At 63.4% G+C, this 12,947-nt stretch carries 12 protein-coding genes and 2 pseudogenes; 8 read left to right on the top strand and 6 right to left on the bottom strand.

Features of this window, described 5'->3' with window-relative positions; all coding sequences use genetic code 11:
* Nucleotides 1–92: 92 nt before the first annotated feature.
* From IVB12_RS21740 to IVB12_RS21725, 4 genes and pseudogenes are all read right to left on the bottom strand, one after another.
* Nucleotides 93–785 carry a response regulator transcription factor gene (locus tag IVB12_RS21740; RefSeq protein ID WP_247301675.1) on the bottom strand — a complete coding sequence of 231 codons (693 nt, stop codon included), beginning with the start codon at nucleotides 783–785 and terminating at the stop codon, nucleotides 93–95.
* Complete coding sequence (locus IVB12_RS21735) at nucleotides 782–3,505, bottom strand: sensor histidine kinase KdpD (protein WP_247301673.1); 2,724 nt, start codon at nucleotides 3,503–3,505, stop codon at nucleotides 782–784. The genes IVB12_RS21740 and IVB12_RS21735 overlap by 4 nt, the downstream gene beginning before the upstream one ends.
* Before the next feature lie 40 nt (nucleotides 3,506–3,545).
* Nucleotides 3,546–4,151, bottom strand: a complete 606-nt coding sequence (locus IVB12_RS21730) for a K(+)-transporting ATPase subunit C (protein ID WP_247301666.1) — start codon at nucleotides 4,149–4,151, stop codon at nucleotides 3,546–3,548.
* A gap of 161 nt (nucleotides 4,152–4,312) precedes the next feature.
* Nucleotides 4,313–4,684, bottom strand: a pseudogene (locus IVB12_RS21725) (potassium-transporting ATPase subunit B); the annotation flags it as partial.
* On the opposite strand from IVB12_RS21725, the pseudogene IVB12_RS21720 reads away from it, so the two are divergent.
* From IVB12_RS21720 to IVB12_RS21710, 3 genes and pseudogenes are all read left to right on the top strand, one after another.
* Nucleotides 4,685–5,416, top strand: a pseudogene (locus tag IVB12_RS21720) (MFS transporter); the annotation flags it as partial.
* Entirely contained in the window at nucleotides 5,413–5,787 is a 375-nt protein-coding gene (locus IVB12_RS21715; protein ID WP_247301665.1) for a GFA family protein, read from the top strand. The pseudogene IVB12_RS21720 and the gene IVB12_RS21715, both read left to right, overlap by 4 nt.
* Before the next feature lie 6 nt (nucleotides 5,788–5,793).
* A complete protein-coding gene (locus IVB12_RS21710; RefSeq protein ID WP_247301663.1) occupies nucleotides 5,794–6,927 on the top strand; it encodes a cysteine desulfurase family protein in 1,134 nt (377 codons plus the stop codon).
* A 121-nt stretch (nucleotides 6,928–7,048) separates the two neighbouring features.
* On the opposite strand, the gene IVB12_RS21705 is transcribed toward IVB12_RS21710, so the two are convergent.
* Nucleotides 7,049–7,339 (bottom strand): class I SAM-dependent methyltransferase, encoded by a 291-nt coding sequence (locus IVB12_RS21705; RefSeq protein ID WP_256467127.1) that lies wholly within the window; start codon nucleotides 7,337–7,339, stop codon nucleotides 7,049–7,051.
* 68 nt (nucleotides 7,340–7,407) lie between these two features.
* On the opposite strand from IVB12_RS21705, the gene IVB12_RS21700 reads away from it, so the two are divergent.
* Nucleotides 7,408–7,587, top strand: coding sequence for a hypothetical protein (locus tag IVB12_RS21700; protein ID WP_247301661.1), 180 nt, complete (start codon nucleotides 7,408–7,410; stop codon nucleotides 7,585–7,587).
* 463 nt (nucleotides 7,588–8,050) lie between these two features.
* Here the strand turns inward: IVB12_RS21700 and IVB12_RS21695 are convergent, their stop codons facing one another.
* Entirely contained in the window at nucleotides 8,051–8,977 is a 927-nt protein-coding gene (locus IVB12_RS21695; protein WP_247301660.1) for a GntR family transcriptional regulator, read from the bottom strand.
* A 310-nt stretch (nucleotides 8,978–9,287) separates the two neighbouring features.
* Between IVB12_RS21695 and IVB12_RS21690 the strand changes: the two genes are divergently transcribed.
* The 4 genes from IVB12_RS21690 to IVB12_RS21675 all read left to right on the top strand — a co-directional run.
* Nucleotides 9,288–10,277 (top strand): ABC transporter substrate-binding protein, encoded by a 990-nt coding sequence (locus IVB12_RS21690; protein ID WP_247301731.1) that lies wholly within the window; start codon nucleotides 9,288–9,290, stop codon nucleotides 10,275–10,277.
* A 42-nt stretch (nucleotides 10,278–10,319) separates the two neighbouring features.
* Nucleotides 10,320–11,111, top strand: a complete 792-nt coding sequence (locus tag IVB12_RS21685) for an ABC transporter ATP-binding protein (RefSeq protein WP_247301658.1) — start codon at nucleotides 10,320–10,322, stop codon at nucleotides 11,109–11,111.
* A 10-nt stretch (nucleotides 11,112–11,121) separates the two neighbouring features.
* Nucleotides 11,122–11,985: an ABC transporter permease gene (locus tag IVB12_RS21680; RefSeq protein WP_247301657.1), complete on the top strand. Its 864-nt coding sequence runs from the start codon at nucleotides 11,122–11,124 to the stop codon at nucleotides 11,983–11,985.
* Nucleotides 11,986–12,074: 89 nt separating this feature from the next.
* On the top strand, nucleotides 12,075–12,947 hold an 873-nt coding region (locus IVB12_RS21675), incomplete at its 3' end, for an MFS transporter (RefSeq protein ID WP_247301655.1).

Below are 12,947 nucleotides of genomic sequence, written 5' to 3'. Positions count from 1 at the left end.
TCTTGAATAACTCGATCAGGTGCTTCATACCTCGCGGCGGTCGCCCGGCATTTGGGGGAGCACGCTCGGCAGAAGTCAGCCAAGAGCTTGCATCATTCGGCCGCCCGCAACCGGTATCCAATGCCAGTTTCCGTGAGCACATACTGCGGCCGTTCCGGATCAGCCTCGATCTTCTGCCGGAGCTGGCGGACATAGACGCGGAGGTATTGCGCATCGGTCAGTTCGTCCCACAGCTCCTTCAGCAGGAAGCGGTGGGTCAGCACCTTGCCGGCGTGCTGCACCAGCACGCGAAGGAGGTCATATTCCTTCGGCGACAGCTTCACGTCGCGCTCGCCGACCTTGACGATGCGGCGGACGAGGTCGACCGAGAGATCGCCGGTGCGGAAGACCGGGCGTTCGCCCTGGACCTGGAGTTGGTGGCGCAGCGCGGCGCGCAGGCGGGCCAGGAGTTCTTCCATGCCGAACGGCTTGGTCAGATAGTCGTCCGCGCCAAGGTCGAGTGCCTGGACCTTGCCGGCCTCGTCGCCGCGGCTCGACAGCACCACGATCGGCACGGCTTCGTTGCGGGCGCGGATGGTGCGCAGCAGTTCGTGTCCTTGCACGTCGGGCAGGCCGAGATCGAGAATGATCAGCGCGGGCGCTTCCTCGAGCTTCTCCAGCGCCATTTTTCCGTTCGACGCCTCGAGAATTTCATAGCCTTGCGTGGTTAGCCCCATCCGCAGCAATTTGCGGATCGGCGGCTCGTCGTCGACGACCAGGACCTTGATCGGGGCAGCAGCGCTCATGCGGCGGTATCCAGTGCGCGGCTCTGCGCCGGAACGGGAAGACGGATGGTGAGGACGGCGCCGCTCCGGTCGGTGCGGTTGGTGGCCGAGATCGTGCCGCGCATCGCCTCGACGAAGCCGCGCGAGATGGCAAGACCGAGCCCCGTGCCGGGACGGACGTGATCGCCCTTCTGCGCACGGTAGAACTTGTCGAACACGCTCTCGAGCTCGTCCGGCGGGATGCCGGCGCCCTCGTCCGCGATCTCGAGCACGACATGATCCCGATCGCGCCGGCTGCGGAGCGAGATCGTCGTGTCCGGAGGCGAATATCTGGCGGCGTTGTCGAGCAGGTTGAACAGCACCTGCTCGAACAGCACGGCGTCCAGCTCCAGCATCGGCAGATCGGCGGCCGGCGCCAGCTCGACCCTGTGGCTGCCGAGGATCTTGGCCGCGCGCCGCAGCGCACTGCCCACGATCTCGCCGAGATCGGGCAGCGCCGTGTTCGGCACGATCGCGCCGGATTCGAGCTTGGTCATGTCGAGCAGATTGGCGATGAAGCGGTTGAGCCGCTCGGATTCGTCGATGACGGTCGCCAGCAGATCGCGCTTCTCGGTGTCGGAGAGCGCGCCGGCGAGATCGCGCATGGTCGAAGCCGCGCCCAAAACCGAGGCGAGCGGCGTCTTCAGATCGTGCGAGATCGAGGTCAGGAGCGCCGAGCGCAGGCGCTCGGATTCGACGGTGCGCTTGACGCGATCCATGTCCTCGACCAGCAGCACGCGCTCGATCGCGAGCGCGCCCTGGTCGACCAGTGCGTCGAGCAGCCGGCGCTGGTCCGGCGTCAGCAGCGGCCCGGTGCGGTCGTCGTCGATGCCGATCACGCCGATCGGGCGGCGCCCGGTGCGCATCGGCAAGAACAGCCGCTTTGCACCCGGCAGCGTGTCCGAGCCGCGGCCGGCGGGACGGTCGTTGCTCCAGGCCCAATTCGCCGCGGCGAGGTCGGCCTGGTCCAGATCGTCTTCCGGCGGGTAGCCGGATTTCACGGTGAGCAGACCCTCTTCCGGCAGCAGCAGCACGACGCGGACCTTCAGCATCAACGCGATCTGGTAGGCGGTGGCCCACAGCACGTCGTCGAGCGTCGCGGTGCCGGCGAGCTTGCGGCTGAAGGCGTAGAGCTGCTCGGTCATCCTGATCCGCCCGATGGCGGTGTCGGCCTGGATGCGCACGCGCGCGGCGACGTTGGAGACCAGCATGGCCACCACCATGAACAGAAAGAACGCGGCGACGTTCGTCGGGTCGGTGATGGTGAAGGTGTAGATCGGCGGGATGAAGAAGAAATTGTAGCACAGCGACGCCGTCACCGTCGCCAGCAGCGATGGCCACAGGCCGTAGCGCACGGCAACCGCAACGACCGAGGTCAGCAGCACGAGATCGACGTTCTCGATGCCGAAATAGGGCCGGATCAACTCGGCGGCACCAAGGCCGACCAAGACGATCCCCAGCGCCTTGAGATAGGGCATAGCATCGAACGGTTCGGATCGCGCAGCGGTCTGCACCGCCGTCTTGGGTGCATCCTCGGCTGGAAGCTCGTCGCCGGGGATGACGTGAACGCTGATATTGCCCGCGCGGCGGACCAGATCGTGCACGACCGAGCCGCGCGTCAATTCGAACCAGCGCGAGCGCGTCGATTTGCCGATCACGATCTGGGTGACGTTGTTGCCTTGTGCGAAACTGACGAGGTCGTCGGCGATGCGGCGGCCGACCGCGGGAATCGTCATCGCCTCGCCGCCGAGCGATTCCGCGAGACGCAGCGTGTCGGCCAGCCGGTCGCGCTCCTCGTCGGACAATTGCAGCGAGCGCCGGGTCTCGATCGAGAGCGCGGTAAACGGCGCATGCAGCCGGTCGGCCAGCCGCTTGGTGTAGCGCACGAGGCCAGCCGCGCGCGGATCCTCGCTGACGCAGACGAGGATCCGCTCGCCCGCAGCCCAGGGTCCGGGAATCGCATTCGCCTGCATGTGAGTGAGCAGCTGCTCGTCGACCCGCTCGGCGGTCCGCCGTAGCGCAAGCTCGCGCAAGGCGGTCAGATTGCCCGGCGAGAAATAGTGCTCCAGCGCCCGCTCGGCCTGCTTGGGCACATAGACCTTGCCCTCCTTCAGCCGCTGGATGAGATCGTCGGGCGTGAGGTCGATCAGCTCGATGGCATCGGCCCGGTCGAACACGGAGTCGGGCACCGTCTCGCGCACCCGGACATGGGTGATCTGGGCGACGACGTCGTTCAGGCTCTCGATGTGCTGGATGTTGACGGCGGTATAGACGTCGATGCCATGGGAGAGCAGTTCCTCGACATCGAGATAGCGCTTGGGGTGGCGGCTGCCGACCGCGTTGGTGTGGGCGAGCTCGTCGACCAGCGCAATTTGCGGCCGCCGCGCGATCACGGCATCGAGGTCCATCTCCTCGACGATCCGGCCGCGGTAGTCGATCCTCTTGCGGGGGACCATTTCGAGCCCGCGCACCAGCGCCTCGGTTTCAGCCCGGCCGTGGGTCTCGACGAAGCCGACCACGACGTCGATGCCCGCCTTACGCTTGGCGTGCCCGCTTTGCAGCATCTCGTAGGTCTTGCCGACGCCGGGCGCTGCGCCGACGAAGATCTTCAGCTTGCCGTTTCCACCTTCTTCCCGGCGCGCAGCTTCAAGCAGCGCCTCGGACGACGGACGTTGTTCGGGATCGCGGCGCTGTTGAACCATCAGGACAATATAATCATCGGGGCATTCCCGGCCTAGACCGCTACTTCGCCGAGGCACGATCCAGCGCGAGATTCAGCGCCAGAACGTTAACCCTGGGTTCGCCGAGCAGGCCAAGCATTCGGCCTTGAACGTTGGAAGCCACGAGCCGGCTCACGGCGTCTTCCGGCATATTCCGCGCTTTCGCCACCCGCGGCACCTGAAATTCCGCAGCTTCCGGCGAGATATCCGGGTCGAGGCCGCTGGCCGAGGTGGTGACCAGATCGACAGGCACCGCCGCGTTCGGGTTTTCGGTCTTGAGCTTGTCCCCATCCTCCTTCAGCCGGTCGGCCAGCGCCCTGCTGGTCGGGCCCAGATTGGAGCCGCCCGAATTGGCGGCGTTGTAGGGCGCCGGCACCGTTTTGGTCGAATCGTTGGGGTCCGGGGCCAGCGTCGCCGAGGGGCGGCCGTGGAAATATTTGTCATCCCTAAACTCCTGCCCGATGAGCGAGGAGCCGACGACCTTGCCGTCCTTCTCGATTAGGCTGCCCTGCGCCTGCGTGGGAAACAGCGCGCCGGCGATGGCCGTCATCGCGAGCGGATAGGCGAGGCCTGTGATGGCGGTGAGCACCAGCAACAGGACGACGGCAGGGCGGATTTCTCTGAGCATGTTGGTTCTCCAGTTATTCTCGTCTTTGCGAGCGAGGACGCCAGACTCTCACCCTGAGGAGCCGCGCCTGCGCGGCGTCTCGCAGGGCGAGGCCTCCAGCCGGGCCTTCATCCTTCGAGGCGCGCGTCTGGCAGGACCGCTTCGTGGCTGGCATCGACATGTCACGCCAAGTGCAAGGCGGTGACGGCGAGGTCGATCGCCTTGATGCCAACGAAGGGAATGACGATGCCGCCGAGGCCGTAGATCAGGAGGTTACGCCGGAGCAGCGCGCCGGCTCCGACCGCGCGATAGGCGACGCCCTTCAGCGCAAGAGGAATCAGCGCAATGATAATCAGCGCGTTGAAGATGATCGCCGACAGGATGGCGCTCTGCGGGCTCGACAGGCTCATGATGTTGAGCACGTTGAGTTGGGGGTAAAACGCCAGGAACATCGCCGGTATGATCGCAAAATACTTGGCGACATCGTTGGCGATGGAGAACGTGGTCAGCGCACCGCGCGTCATCAAGAGCTGCTTGCCGATCTCGACCACCTCGGGCTGAGGCCGGCGCCGATCTATCTCGGCGTTGCCTATGCGATCCTGGGTTTCGCACTTTCGATCCTTTTGGTGCGTGACACACGCGATCACGTACGGTTGGAGACGGCGGGCCATGAGCGACAGGCGGCGCCGATCAGTTTTCGGGAGATATTCCTCCTGACCTCTTTTAGAGATCGCAACCTTTTCGCCGCTTCGCAGGCCGGACTCGTCAATAATCTCAATGACGGCATGAGCTGGGGAATCTTCCCGCTTTTCTTCGTGTCCTTTGGCCTTTCGGTCGAGCGCATCGGTATTCTGAAGGCGGTCTATCCGGCAGTTTGGGGCATCCTGCAGATCGCGACCGGTCCGCTGTCGGACCGCTGGGGTCGCAAGGGCCTGATCACCGCCGGCATGTGGGTACAGGCCGCGGGCCTGTTCCTGACTGCGGCGACCAGTCACTTCGAATGGTGGCTCGTCGCAAGCGTCCTGCTCGGTGTCGGCACGGCGATGGTCTACCCAAGCCTGATCGCGGCGGTCTCGGATGCGTCGCACCCGAGCTGGCGCGCCCGTTCGCTCAGCGTTTATCGCTTCTGGCGCGATCTCGGCTACGCGATAGGCGCGCTATCGGCTGGCGTGATCGCCGACTTGTACGGAATGGCCTGGTCGATCGGCCTGATCGGTGCGCTCACCTTCCTCTCGGGGGTGGTCGTCGCCATCGCCATGGAAGCCAAGCCCGGAGCGCGACAATGACCGAAACCTATTCTGGGCGCTGCCTCTGCGGGGCGGTTCGTTTCGAAGCACGTGGCCAACCCAAAGGTATCTTCTGGTGCCATTGCGACAGCTGCCGCAGACATTCCGGCGCGCCGGTGAGCGTGTTCGTCGGCTTCGAGAACGACGCGGTCACAGTGACCGAAGGCGCCATCACGACGTTCAAGTCGTCGCCGGGAACCACACGCGGTTTCTGTGTTCGCTGCGGTTCGACGTTGACCTGCGCCACCGTGCATTTTCCGACCGAGACGTATTATTGTGTCGGTGCCTTCGTCCGGGCGGAGGAGTTGAAACCGAGCAAGCATGTGTTCGCCAATGAGCAACTACCGTGGCTTCACCTTAAGGACGACTAAGTCGCCATGACTGCGACGATGCGGCCGATCTATCTCGACTACAACGCGAGCACGCCGATCGATCCGGCGGTGGCGGCAGCAATTCGGCCGTTCCTGGATGAAGCGTTCGGCAATCCGTCCAGCGGCCACTGGGCCAGCATCCCGGCAAAAGCCGCCCTCGAGCAGGCCCGCGGCCAGGTCGCCGCGCTGCTTGGCGCCGCGCCCGACGAGATCGTTTTCACCAGCGGCGGCAGCGAAGCAAACAACTTGGCGATCAAAGGCACATTCTTCGCGCTGAACCGCAAAGGAGCGCACATCGTCACCTCGGCGATCGAGCATCCCGCCGTTCTGGCTCCCTGCCGATTTCTCGAACGGCTCGGCGCCGTGATCACTTATCTTCCGGTCGATCGCACCGGCCGCGTCGATCCCGAGGACGTGCGCCGCGCCATAACCCCGCAGACAGTCCTGATCAGCATCATGCACGCCAACAACGAGGTTGGCACAATCCAGCCGATCGAGGAAATATGCGCGCTCGCACGGGAGCACGGGATTCGCTTTCACACGGACGCGGCGCAGTCGGTCGGAAAGATCCCGACGAATGTCGGCGAGCTAGGCGTCGATCTGCTTTCTATTGCCGGCCACAAGCTCTACGCGCCGAAAGGGGTAGGCGCGCTTTACGTCCGAGGCGGTCTTGAGCTCGAGCCCTTGATCCACGGGGCGGGCCATGAGCGCGGCCGGCGCGCCGGCACCGAGAGCGCGCTGCTCGCGGTTGGGCTCGGGGCAGCCTGCGAAATCGCCGCAAACCTTGCGCCGATAGCGCGCATCGAGGCTCTACGTGATCGTTTCTGGGCAGCGCTTCAAGATCGCTTCGGCGATCACGTCGCGCTGAATGGCCACGCCACGGAGCGCTTACCCAACACTATCAACGTGTCGTTCGTCGGCAGGATCGGCGCGGACATACTGGTGCAGCTGAACGGCGTTGCGGCATCCACGGGGTCGGCATGCCATTCAGGGCGGATCGAGCTCTCGCCCGTTCTCGCCGCGATGGGTGTACCCGAAAGAATCGGAATGGGCGCACTTCGCTTCAGCCTGGGACGAGGCACCACGGCGGACGAGATCGATCAGGTGATCGAGCGTCTGACCGCGATTGTCTCGACCTGATCGGTTGATTGCGGTCACTCCGCTGTTTGAGCCGCTCGTTTTTCCACGATAAGGAGGACGGGCTCGTTCGTGAGATCGCTGGCCGCATGGACGCCCAGACCAGCTTGTTCGAGAGCCACCATCACTTCGGAGAGCTCCGGAAAGCGGTAGATTTCGGCCGGAAACGATGCGATGGCCGCCGGATCGGCCTTGGTTCGGAACAACTATCCCAATCGGCGCCAGGCTTCAATACGCGGGCGATCTCGCGGAGAGACACGTCGAAATCTTTCCAGAAATAGAGCACGTGGACACACAGCACCTTGTCGAAAAAATTATCGGCAAAGGGCAGTGACTCCACCGTCGCAAGGATGACCTCGGCGCGGGCCGCCTCGATGAGCGGCCGATTGCGTTGCGACGCGATCTCGACCATCAGCTCGGATGGGTCCGCTCAACGACATGCCCCATCGAGGCTCGGGTGGCCAGTTCGGCCAGACTACGCCCGTGCCCACATCCGACGTCGAGAATGTGATCGCTGCGATCGATACCGAGCGCATCCATCAGCCGCAGATTCTGGCTCCATGTTTCGTGAGCCATGATGAAGGCAACTACCCGGCCCAAGTGACCTCGAGCATTCCGGGCGTGTTTGGCGATGAAGTTGGGGCGGCGCATACGCAATTGTGACCCGTGGCTGGGATATTGGCTCGCCGAAAATGAAACGCCGCTAGCCGACTCTCCCAACGACTGACGTTTTCGAGAGTGCGTGAACCGATTGGTGGGGTCGGACGGCGTGCCGCGAAGTACAATCGCTATTGTTGTTAGACAGGCGAGCCTTCGAACGTCACTGCCAAGTAGTTTGCATTAGGACGACGGTTTTCCTCCAGATTGCTTACTAGCCCTAACGAGACAAAGCTGAAGTTTCGATCCGCGTGCGTGTATCGTTCAGTGAAATAAGGGGAAATTGGCGCACCCGACACGATTCGAACGTGTGACCTTTGCCTTCGGAGGGCAGCGTCTAGGCTGCAGCGCGTACTTGAATAGCGATTAGTATCGCTTCGGGAACCTGGACCGCGGACTGATGTGCGAGCCGGGCTCCGGCGCCTGTCTCGCCATCCATCGCATGCTGCGAGGAGAGTTATGAGCGGGATTACGAACCGAAGAGCTCGGGCCGGGCTTTCTCCTTCAAGGCTCCGCCGATATGCTTTTCGAGGAGCTTGGCGGCACCCTCGAGCGAGCCATTCTCCAGCAGATCGATAATGGCCAAGTGTTCGCCGGTTTGCCGCCAGACGCGGTCCCGATCAAGCGTCTGCCGGTATTCGATGAGACGCCGCAATTCGTTCTGGCGGGCGACGGTCTGGGCTAAGAACCTGTTGCCCGACATAAGGGCGAGTGCCTCGTGGAAATCGCTGTTCGACTTGAACAACTCGACCTGGCCAAGCGTCTTGTATCCCGCGCTGTGCAGAAACTCCTGCCGCTCGCGCTGCTCCGAAAGGACGACGCGGTTCAACTTGAAGGTCGGGGATCGCAGACCCTGAGGCTCCAGGTAGCGCCTGAGTTCATAGCTTTCGCGATATGCCTCCACGGAGTCGATCATCGGCAGGAATGCCCAACCATGCCCAGTGCGCCGCTGCATCCACCCTTCGTTGACGATGCGCGTCAGGATGCGCCGGAGGGTGTGTCGCGGAATATCATAGCGGCGCATCAGGTCCGCCTCCGTCACGGAATCAGCAAGGCGCCCGCGCAGGCGATCCTCCGCGAGCTTGAGGTAAAGCCGCTCAGTATCGGCCACCAACGTGTCGGCGGCCTTTCCCGTTCGAGGCTCGGTTCTCGCCAGAAAGAAGCCCTGACCGGGCCTGCGTTCTAGATACCCAGCGGACGCCAAGTGGCCCAGGGCACCCCTGATAGGGCCGCGGGATGTGCCGACCACCTGCGCAAGCGAGGTCTCGGTCAAATGCGCGCCGATGGGAAGACGCTCCATCCGAACATGCATCAGGATCCGCTGCGCGATCTCCCGGTGGAGCGCGTTCGGCGATCCGGACGACCCCCTGTCTGAAAACTCGGTCGACTGTTCCATCTCAAATGCGCGCTATGCGGGTCCGGTGCTCGGGCCTCCGATGGGGCCATGCCTCTAACAAAGATCCGCCCGGCTGTCTTCCGGAGGGGGGCCTTCCGTCGCGATCAGACCACGATTGTCATTTTGTGCCAAAAATGACATTGTCATATCTAACGATATATGGCAATGCAGCTTCCGGGCCCGGAAGCAGGCCCTCGACAGACCGGGCGTTGCGGCGCCGGCGTCCGCCGCGAAGCAAGAAAACAGGGAGAAGAACGTGAAGCTGAAAACGAAGTCGCTCTCCCTTCTGTCATTGGGTGGCGCATTGCCGATGATGGCGGTCGCCGCGGCTCTCGCGGTCAGCGCTTCGACTCCCGCTGCGGCTGCCGAGAAGTTGACGCTCATGGTCGGCGGCATGGAGAAGATTATCTATCTGCCGGCGAAGCTCACCGAGAGCCTTGGCTATTTCAAGGAGCAGGGGCTGGACGTAGAGCTCGCCAGCGAACCCGCCGGCGTCAAGGCCACGAACGAACTTGTCGCGGGCGCGATTCAGGGGGCGGTCGGCTTCTACGATCACACGATCGACCTGCAGGCGAAGGGCAAGAAGATCGAATCGGTGGTCCAGATGGGTCTTGTCTCCGGACATGCCATCCTAGCTTCGTCGAAGGCGAAGGATATCAGCTCTCCCGCCGACTTCCCCGGCAAGACGATCGGAGTGACGGGACTCGGCTCATCGACGGCGTTCCTTGTCCAGTACCTGGCGAAGAAGAATGGCGTCGATCCCTCGAAGGTGCGTCTGCTGTCCGTCGGCGCCGGCGCAACGTTTGTCGCCGCGATCAAGAACGGCTCGATCGACGCGGGTATCACGACGGAGCCTACGATTTCGCGCGTGGTGACTACTGACCAGGGGCGCGTGATCGTCGATCTGCGTACCCCGGACGAGGCGAAGAAGAATCTCGGCGGCCTCTATCCCGCAGCGTGCCTCTACATGTCGACTGCCTATGTCGAGTCCCATCCCGAGGTGACGCAGAAGCTTGTCAACGCGTTCGTGAAGACGATGCAGTACATCTCTTCCCACTCTGCCGAAGACATCGCGGACAAGATGCCGAAGGACTACTATGCCGGCGACAGGGCCGCCTACGTGAAGGCGCTCGCTGACGCCAAGGTGATGTTCTCGCCAGATGGCAGGATGCCGGCGGACGGCGCAGAGACGGTTCTTGCCGTACTCAAGGAATTCAAGAAGGAGGTTCAGAAGGCCTCCGTCGACCTTCCGCAGACCTACACCAACAAATTCGTCGATACCGCCAACGCGGCGAAGTAGTCGAGCGGACGGCCTCTGCCGCTTCGCATCGAAAGGACACTCATGTTGCCCGCAATCGAGTTGAGCGGCGTCACGCGCCGCTTCATCAAGCCGGACGGCGATATCCTAACGGCCCTGAACGGTTTCGATCTGTCGATCGCTCCCGGCGAATTCTGCGCGATTGTCGGGCCTACCGGCTGCGGCAAGTCGACGACCCTGGGCTTGATCGCGGGTCTGGCGCGTCCTCAGGCGGGCTCCGTGCAACTGTTCGGCGCGGAGGTCCGCGACGTGGATCGCCGGGTCGGGCTCGTCTTCCAGCAGGATGCCCTGTTTCCGTGGAAGAACGTCGTGCAGAACGTGGAAGCTGGACCGCTATTCCGCGGCATGAGTAACTCGAAGGCCCGGGAAAGCGCCCTCGATTGGGTTCGCCGGGTCGGCCTTTCGGGGTTCGAGGAGAGCCTGCCGCACCAGTTGTCCGGAGGCATGCGCAAGCGCGTCGCGTTAGCGCAGACGTTCATCAACAAGCCCGAAGTGCTGCTGATGGACGAGCCCTTTTCGGCGCTCGATGTCCAGACGCGCGAGCTCATGCAGGAAGAGCTCCTGAACCTATGGACCGAGAATCGCGCGGCGGTGCTGTTCGTCACGCACGATCTGGATGAGGCCATCCTGCTTGCCGACAAGGTCGCGGTCCTGACCACGCGTCCCGCGCGGATCAAGTCGATCTACGACATCGAGCTGGAGAGGCCCAGGGCGATCGCAGCCCTGCGCTACGACGAACGCTTCATCGAAATCGCTCGGCGTATTTCGAAGGACCTCCGCGAGGAAGTCATGCGTGCCCGCGAAGAGCAGGCTTGAGGAGGATCCAATGAGCCTTGTCACGCAGACAGACGGACCGCGCCCGGTCGCGGAAGCCCCCAAAGCCGACGCCTTCGTCACGCTGGCGCGGCGACGGAAGGTTTTCATCCTCATCATGCGCATCGCCGTTCTCGCCGTCATCCTAGGCGGGTGGGAACTCGGTGTGCGCTTCAATCTCATCGATCCTTTCTTCTTCGGTCAGCCAAGCGGTATCGCCGAGAAACTCGTCGAGTGGATTACTGAAGGGACGTCGATCGGGCCTCTCTGGTACCAGATATGGGTCACGATCTACGAAGCGTGCGCCGGGTTCCTCATCGGTGCCGTTCTCGGGATCCTTTGCGGCGTGGCTCTCGGCCGAAACGAGCTGCTTTCGGACATCTTCTCGATCTACGTGAAGGTCGCGAACTCCATTCCCCGTGTGATCCTCGGTTCGATCTTCATCGTCGCATTTGGCCTCGGAGCCGCCTCCAAGGTCGCCCTCGCGGTCGTGATGGTGTTCTTCGTGGTGTTCGCGAACGCCTTCCAGGGGGTCAGGGAAGCAGACAAGACCCTGATCTCGAACGCGCGGGTGCTCGGCGCCTCGCGGTGGCAGATCACGCGCTCGGTGGTCATACCGTCCGCGACCTCGTGGATTCTGGCGAGCCTGCACGTCTCGTTCGGCTTCGCCTTGGTCGGCGCGATCGTCGGTGAATTCCTCGGCGCCAAGCAGGGCGTTGGTCTTCTCATCGCAACGGCGCAGGGCGCGTTCGATGCCAACGGCGTCTTCGCCTCAATGATCGTCGTCGGCGCAGTCGCTTTGATTGCGGAAGCAATGCTCACTTGGCTCGAAGGCCAGCTGCTGAGCTGGCGCCCCGAGCGCGTGGCTGGAGAATAAATCAAAAACAGCGGCCCGTTGAGGCCGTGCAGGGAAACGCAATTTTCAGGGAGGAAGTGATGCAGAAGAAGCGGCTTTGGATTGCACTGATGCTCTTCTTGTTGGCGATGCTCAACTACATCGACCGGGTCACGCTGTCGTTCGCGGCTTCCCCGATCGCCAAGGAATTCGGCCTCTCGCCGGTCGCCCTTGGCTACCTGTTCTCCTCCTTCCTGTGGACCTACACCGTCTTCCTGATCCCGATGGGCATGCTCGTCGACAGGTTCGGGGCGAAGAAGGTCGCAGGCTTCGGACTGGCGCTTTGGTCGGCGGCAACCGCGGCGACCGGCATCGCCGCAAGTTTCCCCTCGTTGCTCGCTACGCGCCTTGCGATGGGAGCGGGCGAGGCCACCAGCAATCCCGCCGGCGCGCGCGTGATCCGTGAGTGGATCCCCGCCTCGGAACGAGGCATGACGAACGCGATCTTCAACAGCGGATCGTACGCCGGCCCGGCCGTCTGCGCACTCGTGGCGGGCCCCATCATCGCGAGCTTCGGTTGGCCGGCGCTGTTCTTCGCCGCCGGCGGCATCGGGTTCGTCTGGCTCGCGTGTTGGCTGACATGGTTCGCGCGCCCGGAGGACGCAACCTGGCTCGGCGAGGAGGAGCGGCAAAAGATCCTGAACGAGCGCGGTGCGAAGAAGGTCGATCTCGATGCGTCGGCGCCGAAGGTCGGTCTCATCGGTCTGCTGCGAAAGGGGCCGACGCTGTGGGGCCTGGCTCTCACCCAAGGGTGCAACGTCTACTCGCAGTATCTCTTCCTGACCTGGATGCCGAGCTATCTGCAGGCGACGAAGGGACTTACCATTGCGAAGACAGGCTTCTACGCCGCCATTCCGTACGCGGTTGCCGTGGTGCTCTGCATCTTCGTGGGGCGGATCAGCGACCGCTTGCTGAAGGGCGACGTGGGCGGCGGAAAGCGTCGC

Source organism: Bradyrhizobium sp. 179 (genome assembly GCF_023073535.1).
Classification (GTDB): Bacteria; Pseudomonadota; Alphaproteobacteria; order Rhizobiales; family Xanthobacteraceae; genus Bradyrhizobium.
This window is presented reverse-complemented; position numbering and strand designations above follow the sequence as displayed.